The following is a 16051-nucleotide window of genomic DNA, read 5'->3' as shown; positions in this document are numbered from 1 at the left end:
TGTTACTCCGCCGCTTCGATAAAGGGTGTTGGAGCGAAATCCTCCGGGAAGTGATTCATCGCGCTCATCACCGGATAGGGCGTAAAGCCGCCTAATGCACAGAGCGAGCCGAACTTCATCGTGTTGCAGAGGTCCGCCAACAGCGCCTTGTTCTTCTCAGGCTCGACGCCTTGAGCAATCTTGTCGGCCGTTTCCACGCCCCGTGTCGAGCCAATACGACACGGCGTACACTTGCCGCAGCTTTCGATGGCGCAGAATTCCATCGCGAACCGCGCCTGTTTGAGCATATCCACCGTGTCGTCGAAAACGGTAATCCCCGCATGGCCGATCAATCCGTCCCTGGCCGCAAAGGCTTCGTAATCGAACGGCGTATCGAACAGAGCACGTGGGAAATAGGCGCCCAGCGGGCCGCCCACCTGCACCGCCTTTACCGGCCGTGCGCTTGCCGTGCCGCCGCCGATATGATCGACGATCTCACCCAGCGACAGGCCGAAAGCGGTCTCGTAGAGCCCGCCATATTTGACATTGCCGGCGATCTGGATCGGGATCGTGCCCCGCGACCGGCCCATGCCGAAATCGCGATAAAAGGCCGCCCCCCGATCCATGATGACCGGCACGGAAGCAAGCGAGATGACATTGTTGACCACGGTCGGACGGCCGAGGAACCCCTTCAATGCCGGCAGCGGCGGTTTGGCGCGCACGATCCCCCGCTTGCCTTCGAGAGAATTGAGGAGCGAGGTCTCCTCGCCGCAGACATAGGCACCGGCACCCGATCGGATTTCCATGTCGAACGCATGCGCCGACCCCATCACCGACGGTCCGAGGATACCGGCGACACGGGCGATCTCGACCGCCTCCGTCATCGTCTCGATCGCATGCGGATATTCGGAACGGATATAGACATAACCCTTGGTGGCACCGGTCGCGACGCCCGCAATGATCATGCCTTCGATCAGCACGAAGGGATCGCCCTCCATGATCATACGGTCGGCAAAGGTCGCACTGTCCCCTTCGTCGGCATTGCAGACGATGTATTTCTGCGGACCGGCCGCATCCAGAACCGTCTTCCATTTGATGCCGGTCGGGAAGCCCGCTCCACCACGTCCGCGCAGGCCGCTGTCAGTGACTTCCCTGACGATCTCGGCAGGAGCCATGGAGAGCGCTTTTTCCAGTCCCTTCAGCCCCTGATACTGCCGATAGTCATCAAGGGAAACCGGATCGGTAACCCCGCACCGGGAAAAAGTAAGACGCGTTTGCTGACGAAGGAACGGAATATCCTTCGTCAGCCCGAGACAGAGCGGATGATCGCCGCCCGTCAGGAATCCGGCATCAAATAGGCCTTTCACATCGCTCGCCTTCACCGGGCCGTAGGCGACACGGCCATGCCCATTGCGAACCTCGACGAGCGGCTCCAGCCAGAACATGCCGCGCGAGCCGTTGCGCACCACTTTCGCATCGAGGCCGCGGGCTGCGATCTCCTGGGTAATCGCCTTCGCCACCTTTTCGGCTCCGAGCGCGAGCGCAGCGGCATCGCGCGGCACGAAGATTGCCACCGTCATCGGCGCACCTCCGTAATGATCTCATCAAGACAGTGCTCGTCCACGCGGCCGTAAACCTCTCCGTCCAGCATTGCAGCCGGCGCGCAGGCGCAAAGGCCCAAACAGTAGACCGGCTCCAGCGTGACGGCGCCGTCCAGCGTCGTCTGATGAAAGTCGATCCCGAAAAGTTCACGGACACGATCGGCAATACGGTCGCTGCCCATCGACTGGCAGGCCTCGGCGCGACAGAGCTTCAACACATGCCGGCCGGCCGGATGCTCGCGGAAATCATGGTAGAAAGTGACGACGCCATGCACTTCCGCGCGCGACAGGTTGAGTTCGCTGGCGATGATCGGCTTCACTTCCTCCGGCACATAACCGAACTCCGCCTGGATCGCATGCAGGATCGGCAGCATCGGGCCTTCGAGATGCTTCAGATCCCTGATGATCTGAAGCGACCGCTCGGTGAACTCACCAGCGGAAATGCGCATGTTCATATCTTCTAGCCTCCCGGCTGATCCGACACGGCCCTCTTTTCGACCATTTGCGGATCAGAAAGCTGGCGAAGCCGTCCGGCGGTCGTACTTCACCTATGAAGGCGGACTCTCGCAACGCATGCTGCAACCGTCAATAAAGGAGATTGGTTGATCGATAGAAAAAAGCTATCAATCCATCGCCGCAGGGCTCAGGTTGCGCGCTTCGTGCAATAGAGCGGAGACCAGCGGCGTAAACGGCTCGCGATGCGTCGCCACCAATCCGACGATATGACTGGCCTCAGGTTCAACGATCGGAATCGTGCTAATTTGCTTGGCGAATCCGAATGAACGAGCCACATTGCGCGGCATGATGCTCGCCCATCGGCCAGTGCCAACATGCGAGAGCAGCACGACCATGGAATTTGATTCAAGCATCGGCTCTACGGTGACGCCGGCATCTGCGAGATGCTGATTGATGATCCGGCGGTTTTGCATGTCCGGCGTCAACAGGCAGAGCCTGAGATCGGCCATCTCCTTCCAGGTCACCTGCTCGCGATCAGCCAACGGCGTACCGACTGCCGTGACCAGATTATAATGTTCGGAATAGAGCGGCACGCTCGTGACGCGGCCAAGCGGCTCGTTGTCGAGATAGGTGATCCCCGCATCGATCTCGAAATTGTCGAGTTGGGAGAGCACCTGCAACGAATTGCGCGAGACGACCGAAAAGGTGACATCCGGATGCTTTGCCTGGAAGGGTTCTGTGAGCCGCGGTATCATGGCAAGCGCGGTCGGGATCGCCGCGAGCCGGATGTGACCGGCAAGCCCCTTGCGCGCGGCGCGCATCTCTTCGCGCATGGTGCGCGTGTCGCCGACGATGCGCTTCGCCCATTCCAGCACCCGTTGTCCCTCCGGCGTCAGCCCCTGGAAACGGGAGCCACGCACGACGAGCTGCACGCCGAGGCTCTCCTCGAGCTGCCGGATCGCTGCCGAAAGCGACGGTTGCGAGATGCCGCATTCCTCGGCTGCCCGGCCGAAATGGCCTTCGCGTGCGAGCGCGATGAAGAATTCCAACTTGTCGATCATCGCAAACCTCCTGGCACCAGCGCTAACGCGTTGCGCGCCGGCATACAAGCCGGTTGGCAGCGATGACCCTAACCGATCCGCGTGGCCTTCAACCGCTCTTCGTCCAGCACGATGCCAAGACCCGGGTCCTTGCCGAGTTCCAACCAGCCATTTTCATGCGTCAGCGGCTGGACAAGAGGGAAATCGCGCCGCGCTTCGCTCCATTCCGGATTGTCGTAAGGATATTCGAGAAAGGGAGCATCGCCTGCGCCGGCCGTCAGATGCGCATTCGCCAGCACGCCGATCCCGTTCGTCCAGCTATGCGGCGTGAACATCACGCCCGCTTCGCGCGCCTGATAGACGAGCCGACGGCAGCCGGTGATACCGCCGACCAGCGCCACGTCCGGCTGGATCACGTCGAAGGCTCGTTCCTCGATGATATCCCGGAACTCGTAAAGCTCACGAGTCATCTCGCCGCCGGCGATCCGCACCGATGTCGCCTCTTTGAGCGCTTTCATGCCCTTGAGGTCGGAACGATGCAGCGGCTCCTCCATCCAGTAGATATTGAGCCGTTCGAGTTCGTGCGCCACGACGAGCGAATCCTTGAAGGTCCAGGGCAGCGTCGTGTCCCAAGGCATGCGCCAACCCTGATTGCAGTCGACCATCAGCTCCAGCCGATCACCGACACGAAGGCGGATCGCTTCCAGCGCCTTCACGTCGTCGCGCCAGTTCGAGCGCCCGCCGGCGGATGAGGAGAACCGCACTTTCATCGCGGCGAACCCTTCCTCAACATAATGTTCCGCCTGTTCCGCCATCGCGGAGGGATCTCGCAGCACGCCGGAAGAAGCGTAGAGCCGGACATGATCGGCACGCCCTCCGAGCATGCGCCAGACCGGTTCGCCCGTTATCTTCCCAGCCAGGTCCCAGAGCGCCAGATCGAGCGGCCAGCAGCGACCGTAATGGAAGTTGATATGCGACAGAACCTCGTAATGTCGCTCGATATGACGCGGATCCTGACCGATGAACAGGTCTTCATGGCCGTCGAATCCCTTCATCAGGTCACCGGAACCAATACCCTCGCGCCCATCATCGTCCCGTACCCGGACGATCGTCGCGTCGAAATGATGCCGCGGCCGGCCGTCCCAGCTTGCCTTGAAAGGCGGATCGAGCTCCAGGCGATGATGCGAAATTTCTATCGATGCGATCCGGCTCATGTCCCCTCCCCGCCTATCCGAACTGCTGCCAGATTGTCTTGTAGTCGCAATATTTGTTGATCGCGTGCACCGAACGGTCGCGCCCGAAACCGGATTGTTTGAAGCCGCCGAACGGCGTCGCAAAGCTCGACATGTCATAAGTGTTGATCCACACAGTGCCGGCATGGATTGCTTCGGAAAAGCGGTGCGCCCGGTCCATGTCCTTCGTGAAGACCGCGCCGGCAAGCCCGTAGATCGTGTCGTTGGCAAGCCGCAGCGCCTCTTCCTCCGTATCGAAGGGGATAGCCGCCAGGACCGGGCCAAAGATCTCCTGTCGGGCGAGGCTCATGTCGTTGGTCATGTCCACGAACACGCCGGGTGAGATATAGTAGCCACCGGTTTCGGTTAATCTCTGCTCGGCTCCGAAGGCGCGCCGTGCACCTTCCTTCTCGCCGGTCGCGATCATGCCGAGCACCTTCTGCATATGCGCTTCCTCGATCAGAGCGCCGATCTGCGCCGAGGGCTCGAAGGGATGCGCAAGCACAATATCGCTTTTCGTCACCGCCTCTATCTTCCCGATCAGCTCGTCCTGAACCGAGCGCTGCACGAGAAGCCGGGTCGAGGCATGGCAGGTTTCGCCGGAATTGTAGAAGCACCCCCAGGCGGCGGCCGATGCGGCGGCATCGAGATCGGCATCCGCGAAGACGACGAGCGGTGACTTGCCGCCGAGTTCCAGTGCCACGCGCTTGACGTTCGATTGCGCCGCGTATCCCATGATCAGCCTGCCCACTTCGGTCGAGCCGGTAAAGGCAATCATATCCACATCCATATGCAGCGCCAACGGCTTGCCGGCCTCTTCGCCATAACCGCAAACGACGTTCAGCACGCCCGCCGGAAGCCCCGCCTCGACAGCCAATGCAGCGAGCCGGATCGCCGAAAGCGAGGATTGTTCGGCAGGCTTTAGCACCACGGAATTGCCGGCCGTGATCGCCGGCCCAAGCTTCCAGGCATCAATGATCATCGGATAGTTCCAGGGCGTGATCGCTCCGACAACGCCGAGCGGCACCTTGCGCACCAGAGCGAGGGCGTTCGGTCCACTCGGTGCAATCTCGTCATACATCTTGTCGATCATCTCGGCATAATACTGGATGCCGTCCGCACACAGCCGCACGTCGACGTTCAGCGATGCCAGCACCGGCTTGCCGACATCAAGCGTCTCCAGCAGCGCAAGCTCTTCGCCATGGGCGCGGATCAACTCCGCCCAACGGAGCATGGCCTTTTTCTTTTCGAGCGGTTCTTGGCTTCGCCAGACGCCGCTTTCGAACGCTGCTCGTGCCACAGCAACCGCCGCATCGATATCCGCAGCATTGCCGCGAGCCAGTTCCGCGCCCGGCTTGCCGTCCATCGGGCGAACGCGGGTAAGGGTCTGTCCGGACGTCGAGGCCCGATATTCGCCATCGATGAAATGCCGGCCTTCCAGCGTCAGCGTCGATAGTTTCTTTTCCCAGTAGTCGCGGGTGTAGATTCCGGTCATCAGAGGGTCCTCGGGAGCGACATGATCTTGTCGGCGAACGCATCGATATCCGCATCGGACATGTCGCGGATTGTCGAACGCCGCATCGGCTGATTTTCCGGCGCACGCATCTCTGCGGCCAGATCGGCGGCATTGAAGGGTTCGAATGCCTTCGGCAGCGCGCGCACTATCCCGCAGCGATCCATCATGTCTGAGACGAAGGCCGGCAGCGCCGCAGCATCATCGAGACGGATCGCTTTGGCTGCGGCATGCAGATCGGCCGTATCGACTTCGACGAGCCACGGCAACGTCGCCTCGAAGCCGAGCGCAGTGGCCAGCCCGTGATGCACGGGCGCCAACCCCGCCAGCGCATGACTGATATTATGGGCTACCGCCGTCCCGCAATTGTCGATCGCGACGCCGGCATAACAGGAGCCGAGCAGCACCTTTCCGCGCGCATCGAGATTGCCAGACACCTTGACCGCCGTTTCCAGCGAGCCGGCGATGAGCCGCATCGCCTCATAAGCATAGAGCTTGGCACCCGTATGCGCATTGCGGTTGGTCGAGGCCTCGAAAGCGTGGATGAAGGCATCCATGCCGCACCAGGCCGTGAGATGCGGCGGCAGCGAAATCGTCAGCTTCGGGTCGAGGATGACGAGGTCCGCTTTGGTCTCCACCCCCCAGATCCACAGCTTCTTGCCTTCCGGACCCGTAAAAATGTTCGTCGCGGACGTTTCCGATCCCGTGCCGGCTGTCGTCGGCACCATGATCTTCTTGAGCGGATTCCTCGGCAGTTGGTTGGCGGCAAGCGCATAGAACATCGGATCGTCGCTGGACGTCGCACAGCAGGCTGCGATCTTGGCGATATCCAGCGCCGAACCGCCGCCGACACCGATCATTAGATCAGCGCCTCTGGCCGCTTCGGTCGCGGCTCGCACATGCGCAAGCTTCGGCTCTCCGGAAAAATCCGAATAAAGCCGCGCCTCAATCCCGATCTCGGCCAGATCGCCAGCAATTTCCCCGGCCAATCCCGAAGAGACCAGGAAGCCATCCATCACGATCAAGGCGGTTCGCGCACCCTCAAAGGCCTTTGCGGCGGATGCGATCTCACGAAACGCCCCGGCGGCGAAGCGGATACGAGGAATGGAAGAAGTCGAGAATGACACGGGCAGCAAATCCGGTTTGGGAATGCCTTCAGTCTGCATCACAATCTCAGCTCTTCAAATCCATCGGTTTTTCGGGATATTGGATGACTTGAGATTATGGAGAAACGTGATGCTCGACCGCATTCCTCTGGAAGCATTTCGCGTCTTCGACGCCGCCTGCCGCTTCATGAATTTTTCCCGCGCCGGCCGTGAGCTTCATATCACCCAAGCCGCCGTGAGCCGCCGCATCCAGGGGCTGGAGGATCAACTCGGCGCAAAGCTCTTCACCCGCCGCGGTCGCAATCTGGCCCTGACGCCGGAGGGTGAGCGGCTTTTCCAGCGAGTACGCGCAATGCTCGAATATCTGGAGGAAAGCCTTGAACCCTTCCGTGGCGGCGGGCGCGAAATCATCTCGATTGCTGCAAGCGGCTCGGTTTCGCATCTCTGGCTCGGCAAGCGGCTCAAGGATTTCGACAACGAAAGTCCCTCCGTTTCCGTACGGCTGCTGACGACGGATTCACCATCGGAACTGGCGTCCGAGGCCAACGATCTCGTCATCCTCTATTCCACCGGCGAACACCCGCGCTGGAATTTGACACTGCTGAGGAAGGAAATCCTGGTGCCGGTCGCCTCTCCCGCCTATCTTGCCCGAAGAGGCCTGGATGCCGCATCACTAACTGCCGATGAAGTTGCCGATCTTGATCTGATCGACTACGAGCGGTTCAACGCCAACTGGATCTCGTTCCGGCAATGGTTCACGCGCATCCCGCATCCGCCGAAAAGGTGGCCGAACCCGCGGCTTTCCTTTTCCACCTATTCGCTGGCAATCGACGCGGCCCTGCAGGGCGAAGGCATCACACTCGGCAGCATCGGACTGATCGCGGAACAACTTGCATCCGGGGCACTGATCGAAGTCGGATCGAATCGGATCGAAACCGGTTACGGCTATTATCTTGGCATGCCACGCTACCGCTCCCTTTCACCGGGGGCGACGCGCCTGCATCAGCACCTGCTCGCAGGTCAATAGACAAAAGAAAAGCGGCCTTTTGGGCCGCCAGCAATTCTTGAATGGTTGGGCACTCAGGCCGGCATGACGATGCCGTTGAGATGGGTCAGTTCTGCCAGGAACAGTTCCAGCTTGGTCTTGTGCTCATCGCTTTGGGCTTTATCGATCTCGGCCTGTGTAACCTCGATCCGCCGCTGCAGCGTCTCGCGCGTCACTTCGCTGAGCGGCACGGCGGATTCGGCAAGCAGCGTGCAGCCGGTCGGCAGGATGTCGGCGAAGCCGCCGAACACCACGTATTTGTTGATCTGGCCGGAGGCGAGTTTCACGGAAACCACGCCCGGCTTGATGGTCGTCATCGTCGGTGCGTGATTGGCCAGCACCGTCATTTCGCCGAGAGTGGCCGGAATCACCACTTCTGTGACCTTCTCCGACACGAGGAGACGCTCGGGCGAAACCAGTTCAAAATTGAAAGCGTCGGCCATAACGGTCCACTTCCTTAGAGCAATTCCAGCAAAAATTCCTAGCGGTTTTGCATCCGGAATCGCGAGAAAACAAAAGTCAGAGCATCAAAGGCGATTCTGTTTTAGCCGAGATGCTCTGTGTTCTATGCAGTGACGGCGCACCGGAAATTTTCCCGCGCGCCATCTCGTTCAGAATCAGGCCGCTTCCGCCAGCTTCTTGGCCTTCTCGACTGCTTCCTCGATCGAGCCGACCATGTAGAAGGCTGCTTCCGGAAGGTGGTCGTATTCGCCGTTGACGAGGCCCTTGAAGCCCTTGATCGTGTCTTCGAGCGCGACGAGCTTGCCCGGCGAACCGGTGAAGACTTCGGCGACGAAGAAGGGCTGCGACAGGAAGCGCTCGATCTTGCGGGCACGGGCAACCGTCAGCTTGTCCTCTTCCGACAGTTCGTCCATGCCAAGGATGGCGATGATGTCCTGAAGCGCCTTGTAGCGCTGCAGGGTCGACTGGACCTTACGAGCCACGTCGTAGTGCTCTTCACCAACGACCATCGGGTCGAGCATGCGCGAGGTGGAGTCGAGCGGATCGACGGCCGGGTAGATGCCCTTTTCGGCGATCGAACGGGAAAGAACCGTTGTCGCGTCGAGGTGGGCGAACGAGGTCGCCGGCGCCGGGTCGGTCAAGTCGTCGGCCGGAACATAGATGGCCTGAACCGAGGTGATCGAGCCTTTGGTCGTGGTGGTGATGCGCTCCTGCATCTGGCCCATGTCGGTTGCAAGCGTCGGCTGATAACCGACGGCCGAAGGAATACGGCCGAGCAGAGCCGACACTTCCGAACCTGCCTGGGTGAAGCGGAAGATGTTGTCGACGAAGAACAGAACGTCCTGGCCCCTGTCGCGGAAATCTTCGGCGACCGTCAGGCCAGTCAGAGCGACGCGAGCGCGGGCGCCCGGCGGCTCGTTCATCTGGCCGTAAACCAGGGCTGCCTTGGAACCCTCGCCGCCGCCATGCTTGTTGACGCCCGACTCGATCATTTCGTGATAGAGATCGTTGCCTTCACGGGTCCGCTCGCCGACGCCGGCGAAAACGGAGTAGCCGCCGTGCGCCTTCGCGACGTTGTTGATCAGTTCCATGATGAGAACCGTCTTGCCGACGCCTGCGCCGCCGAAGAGGCCGATCTTGCCGCCCTTCGCGTAAGGGGCGAGAAGGTCGACGACCTTGATGCCCGTGACGAGGATCTGGGCTTCCGTGGACTGTTCTACGTAGGCCGGAGCATCCTGGTGGATGGCGCGCTTGTGCTCGGTGTTGAGCGGGCCAGCTTCGTCGACCGGCTCGCCGATGACGTTCATGATGCGGCCAAGCGTTTCCGGGCCGACCGGAACCGAGATCGGAGCGCCGGTATCAGTGACCTGCTGACCGCGGACAAGACCTTCCGTCGAGTCCATCGCGATCGTGCGAACAGAGTTTTCACCGAGGTGCTGCGCGACTTCGAGAACGAGGCGGTTGCCGTTGTTGTCGGTCTCAAGCGCGTTCAGGATCGCCGGAAGGTCGCCGTCGAAAGCGACGTCAACGACAGCGCCGATAACCTGGGTCACTTTGCCGAGGGACGAGCCCGTTGCGGTAGCCATGATTCTTACCCTCTTTCTTTACCTCAGAGCGCTTCCGCGCCCGAAATGATTTCAATGAGTTCCTTGGTGATCTGCGCCTGACGCTGGCGGTTGTAGGAAAGCGTCAGCTTATTGATCATCTCACCGGCATTGCGCGTCGCGCTGTCCATCGCGGACATCTGCGCGCCATAGAAGGAAGCGTTGTTTTCAAGCAGCGCCCGGAAAATCTGCACCGCGATGTTCTTCGGCAGCAGGTCTTCGAGAATTTCCTGTTCGCCGGGCTCATACTCGTAGAGCGCCGAAGACCCGTTATTCGCTGCCTCGCTCGCTTCGAACTTTGCCGGAATGATCTGCTGAGCAGTTGCCACCTGCGAAATCACCGACTGAAAGCGCGCGAAGAACAAAGTCGCAACATCGAACTCGCCGGCATTGAACAGCCCCAATACCTTGTGCGCCACTTCATCCGCCTGCACGAAACCAAGCTGCTTGACTTCGCGGAAGGTGATGTAGTGGACGATATTTTCCTTGAAGCTGCGGCGCAGGACATCGTTGCCCTTGCGGCCGACGGTCAAGATCTTCACCGTCTTGCCCTGGGAGAGCAATTTCTGCGCATGATCGCGGGCAAGACGGATGATCGAGGAGTTGAAGCCCCCGGCCAGACCGCGTTCGCCGGTCGCGACGATCAGGAGATGAACCTGATCCTTGCCCGTTCCCGACAGCAGCAACGGCGCTTCGGCATTGCCGGCGTTGGCGGCCGAAAGGCCGGCCAGCACCTTGTTCATCCGCTCCGCATAAGGACGGGCGGCCTCGGCCGCCTCCTGGGCACGGCGCAGCTTCGCCGCGGCGACCATCTTCATCGCCTTGGTGATCTTCTGCGTCGCCTTGACGGAGGCGATCCGGTTTTTCAGATCCTTAAGTGAAGGCATCCGTTATCGGTCCCCTGGGGGTTAGTTGGGCTTGATCCGTTCTCAGGCGAAAGACTTGGCAAAGCTGTCGAGAGCCGCCTTGAGTTTCGCGCGCGTGTCGTCCGAAATCTGCTTCTCGCTACGGATCGTATCGAGGATAGCCTTGCCTTCGGTACGCAGGTAGGACAGCAGGCCCTGCTCGAACTTGCCGACCTCCGCGACGGAAATCTTGTCGAGATAGCCGTTGACGCCGGCGAAGATCACCACAACCTGCTCTTCCGTCTTGAGCGGCGAGAACTGCGGCTGCTTCAGGAGCTCGGTCAGGCGGGCACCGCGGTTCAGAAGGCGCTGTGTCGCGGCATCGAGATCCGAACCGAACTGGGCGAAGGCAGCCATTTCGCGATACTGGGCGAGTTCACCCTTGATCGAACCGGCAACCTGCTTCATCGCCTTGATCTGTGCGGCAGAACCGACACGGGAAACCGACAGACCGACGTTAACGGCCGGGCGGATACCCTGGTAGAAGAGGTCAGTTTCGAGGAAGATCTGGCCGTCGGTGATCGAGATCACATTGGTCGGAATGAAGGCCGAAACGTCGTTGCCCTGGGTTTCAATGACCGGCAGAGCAGTCAGCGAACCGGCACCGCGGTCGTCGTTGAGCTTTGCGGCGCGCTCCAGAAGGCGGGAATGCAGGTAGAAGACGTCACCCGGGTAGGCTTCACGGCCTGGCGGACGGCGCAACAGCAACGACATCTGACGATAGGCGACGGCCTGCTTGGAAAGGTCGTCGTAACCGATCAGGGCGTGCTGGCCGTTGTCACGGAAGTATTCGCCCATGGCGCAACCGGCAAACGGCGCCAGATACTGCATCGGGGCCGGGTCGGAAGCCGTAGCGGCAACGATGATCGAATACTGCAGGGCGCCGCGCTCTTCGAGAACCTTGACGAACTGGGCAACGGTCGAACGCTTCTGGCCGATGGCGACGTAGACGCAGTACAGCTTTTCCGAATCAGGGCCGTTGTCGTGAATGGCCTTCTGGTTCAGGATCGTATCGAGAATGATGGCGGTCTTGCCGGTCTGGCGGTCGCCGATGACGAGTTCGCGCTGGCCACGGCCGACCGGGATGAGGGCGTCGATGGCCTTGAGACCGGTCGACATCGGCTCATGAACCGACTTGCGCGGAATAATGCCCGGAGCCTTCACGTCGACGCGCGAACGGCGGGTTGCATTGATCGGGCCTTTGCCGTCGATCGGATTGCCAAGCGCGTCGACGACGCGGCCGAGCAGTTCCGGACCAACCGGAACGTCAACGATGGCGCCGGTCCGCTTGACGGTGTCGCCTTCCTTGATGGCACGGTCGGAACCGAAGATAACCACGCCGACGTTGTCGGCTTCGAGGTTCAGCGCCATGCCGCGGATGCCGCCCGGGAACTCGACCATTTCACCGGCCTGGACATTGTCCAGACCATAAACGCGGGCGATACCATCGCCAACGGAAAGAACCTGGCCGACTTCGGAAACCTCAGCCTCCTGGCCGAAGTTTTTGATTTGATCTTTCAGAATTGCGGAAATTTCCGCGGCGCGGATATCCATCAGCCAACCTCTTTCAGTGCAAGCTTAAGGGTGGAAAGTTTGGTGCGAAGGGAGGTGTCGATCTGACGAGAGCCGACCTTGACGATGAGACCGCCGAGAAGCGACGGATCGACCGTCACGGCGATTGCCACATCCTTGCCGGTAACGCCCTTCAGCGCCGACTTGAGCTCAGTTTCCTGCGCCGTGGAAAGCGCATATGCCGAAGTGACCTCGGCGGTGATTTCTCCGCGATGTGCCGCAGCGATCTCGCGATAGGCGCGGATCATGCCGGGGAGCGCGAAGAGGCGGCGATTGCCGGCAACGACCTTCAAAAAATTGCCGACGAGGCCCGTGATGCCAACCTTGTCGGCAACGGCGACGATGGCTTTCTGCTGCTCCTCGGCGGAAAAAACCGGGCTTGCGACCAGGCGTCGCAGGTCTTCGCTTTCGTCCAACAGCACCTGAAAACGATCAAGATCGGCACCGACCTTGTCGACCGAACCAGCCTCCAGAGCCAGTTCGAAAAGCGAGGAAGCGTAACGCTCCGCTACACCGGAAATAAGCTGGGACGTGTCTGCCACGGGCACAGTTTCCCTGTACTGCCATCCAAGCGCCAAACCTTCCGTAAAAGGTGCAGCAAGACCTTGAAATCGTTTGATTATTTCTCAGAACCTGCAGGGCGGGCGCCCTACCCTTTCCGACTTTCGCGGTTCGTCTAGCATAGGATGTAGGCCACCGCAACACGCCTGATAGAGGAAAAAGCCTTGGATGCAAGGGCTTGAACCGCATTTTATCCCGCAAGCGGAGGGATTTTCAGGCAATTGTGGTCCGCGGCCTCAAATTGAGGCGTCAAATCGTCCCGAAGACATAGGCGAGCGGCCCGGCCGCCAGCACAACCTGAAGTAAGAAAAATGCAATATTTCGAAGGGTGAAGGCCCGGTCGAAGGCGCAGGAGACGAGACGTCCGGTGGCTGCGAATCCGAGTGCGATACCGAGCACCATATAGATCCAGTCCTGGGCCAGCATGATGGCCGTCAGCCCCAGCCCAAGATGATGCGCTCCCGCGGCGCGAACGGAAGCGTACCCCTCCGGCCGCACTTCGCCGATCTGGAATGCCGTCAGGCGCAGGACGAAAGCCGGGAACAGGAAAGCGACGAGGCCGAGAACAGCAGTTGCCGCGGCGCAAACGAAAGCGAGTTGTTCGCCGAGTTCAGTGGGAAAATAGAGTTCCATCCGGTTCTCGCCCTTGTTCGAATCGTCTGATTTTAGCGCAAGCGGTAAACAACTCGCTAAGAGTGGCGACCTAGAGAAAGCTCTGAGGGTCGATATCGAGCTGGATCTGCACCGACCCACGCGGCTTCGGCCCGTTCGTCAGCATCGCCCGGAGGAAGGCCTGCATGTCGGAATTGCGCCGCCCATGTACGAGCAGCCGAAAACGGTGCCGGCCCCGCACCAGCGCAAGCGGCGCTTCCGCCGGTCCGAGCACGGAAATGCCGCTAACCTTGGGCGCAGCGGCTCTGAGCCCGCGGGCATGGCTTTCCGCATCCGCCCGCGTATCGGCCGATACGATCAGCGAGGCGAGTCGACCGAAGGGAGGGAGTATCGCCTTTTCTCTCTCGGCAATCTCGCGCTCGTAGAAAGCGCTAGCGTCGCCCGAAACGATCGCCTGCATGACCGGATGCTGCGGCTGGAAGGTCTGTAGCAGGCCGTGGCTCTTGCGACCCGTCCGGCCCGCTCGGCCGGTCACCTGGGAAAGGAGCTGAAAGGTGCGCTCCGCCGCCCGCGGATCGCCGTTCGACAGTCCAAGGTCGGAGTCGACGATGCCGACCAGCGTCATCAGCGGGAAATTGTGCCCCTTGGCGACGAGCTGCGTGCCGATGACGATATCGGCATCGCCCTTGGCGATCGCCTCCAGCTCCAGCCGCATGCGCTTGACGCCGCCGAGCAGGTCGGACGACATGACGATCGTTCGCGCGTCCGGAAAGTGCTTTTCCACTTCCTCGGCGATGCGCTCGACGCCCGGCCCGCAGGCAACGAGGTGATCGAGCGTACCGCATTCCGGGCAGGCTTCCGGCGTCGGCTCGGAGTACCCGCATTGATGGCATTGGATCTGGTTCTTGAAACGGTGTTCCACGAGCCAGCTCGAACATTGCGGGCACTGGAAACGATGGCCGCAGACGCGGCAGAGCGTCAGCGGCGCGTAGCCCCGGCGATTGAGGAAGAGCAGCGCCTGCTCACCACGCCCGATCGTCTTGGCAATTGCCCGGATCAGCACGGGCGACAAAAAGCCGCCGCGCTCCGGCGGGTGGCGTCGCATATCGATGAGATGCAGGTCTGGCATCGCCGCATCGCCGAAACGGGTCGGCAGATGCACGGTGTTGTAACGACCGGAAAGCCCATTGACCTGGCTTTCGACTGATGGCGTCGCCGAGACGAGCACGATCGGAAAATCACCGATCCGGGCGCGCACCACGGCCATGTCGCGGGCATTATAGAAAACGCGGTCTTCCTGCTTGTAGGCGGGATCGTGCTCTTCATCGACGATAATGAGCCCGAGGTTCTCGAAAGGCAGAAAGAGCGCGGAGCGGGCGCCGGCCACGACCTGCACCTCGCCCGTCACGACACCGCGCCAGACCTTTTCGCGCATGCGCGGCGAAAGATCGGAATGCCATTCGCCCGGCTTGGCGCCGAACCGGTCCTGGAAACGTTCGAGAAAGCTTGCCGTCAGCGCAATTTCCGGCAGCAGGATCAGCACCTGCTTGCCGCGCCGCAAGGTCTCCGCGATTGCCTCGAAATACACTTCCGTCTTGCCGGAGCCGGTAACGCCGTCGATCAGCGACGTGGAAAAGCCGCCGGTCCGGATCGAGTCGACGATCTCCTCGGCGGCCTCCTTCTGCGGTCCCTCGATGCGCGGCGCGATATAGTCCGGATCGGGCCTGGCGACGACGGGAGGGGGGGCCAGGAAGACCGTTTCGAATATGCCCTGTGCGGTGAGCCCGTCGATGACGCTCAATGAGACGCCGGCCGCATGCGCAAGCCCGCTACGGGTCCAGGGGATGTCTTCCTGATTGGCCAGATCGAGCACCCGGGTCCGCGCAGGCGTCAGACGCTCCGGCTGGCCGCCGAGGTAACGCAGGCCCTCCACCATCGGCTCTGGTTCGAGGGCCGCCGGCGCCCGGATCGCCATGCGTGCCACCAACCCGGGCGGCGAGAGCGTATAGTTCGCAACCCAGTCGATGAAATCGCGCATTTCTATTGAAAGCGGCGGGCAATCGAAGGCGAGCGTTATCGGTCGGAGCTTCTTCGGATCGAGCCTGTCGTCGTTCTCGCCGTCCCAGACGACGCCGATCAATTGCCGCGGCCCGACCGGTACCTGCACGACCGAGCCGGGCTCCACTGCCAAGCCTTCCGGAACCGCATAGCTATAGGCGCCCGGCACCGGCAGCGGCACCAGGACCGGCACCACTTTAACCAATGGCGGTGTTTTAAACAGCGAACCGAAGAGATCGGACGAATCTTTGCCCATGGGCGGCGAACATGCCCCGACGCGGAACAAAAGTGAACCCTGAAGAGGG

At 61.1% G+C, this 16051-nt stretch carries 14 protein-coding genes; 1 reads left to right on the top strand and 13 read right to left on the bottom strand.

All coding sequences use genetic code 11. The features are described from left to right. Positions 1-2 precede the first annotated feature (2 nt). The 6 genes from JL39_RS24430 to JL39_RS24405 all read right to left on the bottom strand — a co-directional run bounded on the left by JL39_RS24430 (position 3) and on the right by JL39_RS24405 (position 6987). Positions 3-1559: an NADH-quinone oxidoreductase subunit NuoF gene (locus JL39_RS24430; RefSeq protein ID WP_037156842.1), complete on the bottom strand. Its 1557-nt coding sequence runs from the start codon at positions 1557-1559 to the stop codon at positions 3-5. Beyond that, entirely contained in the window at positions 1556-2035 is a 480-nt protein-coding gene (locus tag JL39_RS24425) for a formate dehydrogenase subunit gamma (protein ID WP_037156840.1), read from the bottom strand. Before JL39_RS24425 ends, JL39_RS24430 begins: the two co-directional genes overlap by 4 nt. A gap of 168 nt (positions 2036-2203) precedes the next feature. Then, positions 2204-3097 carry a LysR family transcriptional regulator gene (locus JL39_RS24420; protein WP_037156838.1) on the bottom strand — a complete coding sequence of 298 codons (894 nt, stop codon included), beginning with the start codon at positions 3095-3097 and terminating at the stop codon, positions 2204-2206. A 68-nt stretch (positions 3098-3165) separates the two neighbouring features. Then, positions 3166-4290: a mandelate racemase/muconate lactonizing enzyme family protein gene (locus JL39_RS24415; RefSeq protein ID WP_037156836.1), complete on the bottom strand. Its 1125-nt coding sequence runs from the start codon at positions 4288-4290 to the stop codon at positions 3166-3168. Between the two features lie 13 nt (positions 4291-4303). Beyond that, positions 4304-5803, bottom strand: a complete 1500-nt coding sequence (locus tag JL39_RS24410; RefSeq protein WP_037156834.1) for an aldehyde dehydrogenase family protein — start codon at positions 5801-5803, stop codon at positions 4304-4306. Continuing rightward, positions 5803-6987 (bottom strand): iron-containing alcohol dehydrogenase, encoded by a 1185-nt coding sequence (locus tag JL39_RS24405; protein ID WP_227704333.1) that lies wholly within the window; start codon positions 6985-6987, stop codon positions 5803-5805. The genes JL39_RS24410 and JL39_RS24405 overlap by 1 nt, the downstream gene beginning before the upstream one ends. 70 nt (positions 6988-7057) lie before the next feature. On the opposite strand from JL39_RS24405, the gene JL39_RS24400 reads away from it, so the two are divergent. Then, positions 7058-7954, top strand: coding sequence for a LysR substrate-binding domain-containing protein (locus JL39_RS24400; protein ID WP_037156833.1), 897 nt, complete (start codon positions 7058-7060; stop codon positions 7952-7954). Between the two features lie 53 nt (positions 7955-8007). On the opposite strand, the gene JL39_RS24395 is transcribed toward JL39_RS24400, so the two are convergent. From JL39_RS24395 to JL39_RS24365, 7 genes are all read right to left on the bottom strand, one after another. After that, complete coding sequence (locus JL39_RS24395; RefSeq protein WP_037156831.1) at positions 8008-8415, bottom strand: F0F1 ATP synthase subunit epsilon; 408 nt, start codon at positions 8413-8415, stop codon at positions 8008-8010. Positions 8416-8589: 174 nt separating this feature from the next. Then, a complete protein-coding gene (gene atpD / locus JL39_RS24390) occupies positions 8590-10020 on the bottom strand; it encodes a F0F1 ATP synthase subunit beta (protein WP_037156829.1) in 1431 nt (476 codons plus the stop codon). Between the two features lie 23 nt (positions 10021-10043). Further along, on the bottom strand, positions 10044-10925 hold the full coding sequence (locus JL39_RS24385; protein ID WP_037156827.1) for a F0F1 ATP synthase subunit gamma: 882 nt from the start codon (positions 10923-10925) through the stop codon (positions 10044-10046). Positions 10926-10967: 42 nt separating this feature from the next. Then, positions 10968-12497, bottom strand: a complete 1530-nt coding sequence (atpA, locus tag JL39_RS24380; protein ID WP_037156825.1) for a F0F1 ATP synthase subunit alpha — start codon at positions 12495-12497, stop codon at positions 10968-10970. Next, positions 12497-13063, bottom strand: a complete 567-nt coding sequence (locus JL39_RS24375; protein WP_152601253.1) for a F0F1 ATP synthase subunit delta — start codon at positions 13061-13063, stop codon at positions 12497-12499. Before JL39_RS24375 ends, atpA begins: the two co-directional genes overlap by 1 nt. Positions 13064-13325: 262 nt before the next feature. Then, positions 13326-13709, bottom strand: a complete 384-nt coding sequence (locus JL39_RS24370; RefSeq protein WP_037156820.1) for a hypothetical protein — start codon at positions 13707-13709, stop codon at positions 13326-13328. A gap of 70 nt (positions 13710-13779) precedes the next feature. Beyond that, on the bottom strand, positions 13780-16002 hold the full coding sequence (locus JL39_RS24365) for a primosomal protein N' (RefSeq protein WP_037156818.1): 2223 nt from the start codon (positions 16000-16002) through the stop codon (positions 13780-13782). Positions 16003-16051: the final 49 nt, after the last annotated feature.

It is taken from the genome of Rhizobium sp. YS-1r, assembly GCF_000757525.1.
Lineage (GTDB): Bacteria > Pseudomonadota > Alphaproteobacteria > Rhizobiales > Rhizobiaceae > Neorhizobium > Neorhizobium petrolearium.
This window is presented reverse-complemented; position numbering and strand designations above follow the sequence as displayed.

What these genes read in the sequence shown, in the direction of transcription:
- JL39_RS24430 (WP_037156842.1), bottom strand. Translation starts at nt 1,559, where the DNA reads ATGACGGTGGCAATCTTCGTGCCGCGCGATGCCGCTGCGCTCGCGCTC.
- JL39_RS24425 (WP_037156840.1), bottom strand. Translation starts at nt 2,035, where the DNA reads ATGAACATGCGCATTTCCGCTGGTGAGTTCACCGAGCGGTCGCTTCAG.
- JL39_RS24420 (WP_037156838.1), bottom strand. Translation starts at nt 3,097, where the DNA reads ATGATCGACAAGTTGGAATTCTTCATCGCGCTCGCACGCGAAGGCCAT.
- JL39_RS24415 (WP_037156836.1), bottom strand. Translation starts at nt 4,290, where the DNA reads ATGAGCCGGATCGCATCGATAGAAATTTCGCATCATCGCCTGGAGCTC.
- JL39_RS24410 (WP_037156834.1), bottom strand. Translation starts at nt 5,803, where the DNA reads ATGACCGGAATCTACACCCGCGACTACTGGGAAAAGAAACTATCGACG.
- JL39_RS24405 (WP_227704333.1), bottom strand. Translation starts at nt 6,987, where the DNA reads ATGCAGACTGAAGGCATTCCCAAACCGGATTTGCTGCCCGTGTCATTC.
- JL39_RS24400 (WP_037156833.1), top strand. Translation starts at nt 7,058, where the DNA reads ATGCTCGACCGCATTCCTCTGGAAGCATTTCGCGTCTTCGACGCCGCC.
- JL39_RS24395 (WP_037156831.1), bottom strand. Translation starts at nt 8,415, where the DNA reads ATGGCCGACGCTTTCAATTTTGAACTGGTTTCGCCCGAGCGTCTCCTC.
- atpD (WP_037156829.1), bottom strand. Translation starts at nt 10,020, where the DNA reads ATGGCTACCGCAACGGGCTCGTCCCTCGGCAAAGTGACCCAGGTTATC.
- JL39_RS24385 (WP_037156827.1), bottom strand. Translation starts at nt 10,925, where the DNA reads ATGCCTTCACTTAAGGATCTGAAAAACCGGATCGCCTCCGTCAAGGCG.
- atpA (WP_037156825.1), bottom strand. Translation starts at nt 12,497, where the DNA reads ATGGATATCCGCGCCGCGGAAATTTCCGCAATTCTGAAAGATCAAATC.
- JL39_RS24370 (WP_037156820.1), bottom strand. Translation starts at nt 13,709, where the DNA reads ATGGAACTCTATTTTCCCACTGAACTCGGCGAACAACTCGCTTTCGTT.
- JL39_RS24365 (WP_037156818.1), bottom strand. Translation starts at nt 16,002, where the DNA reads ATGGGCAAAGATTCGTCCGATCTCTTCGGTTCGCTGTTTAAAACACCG.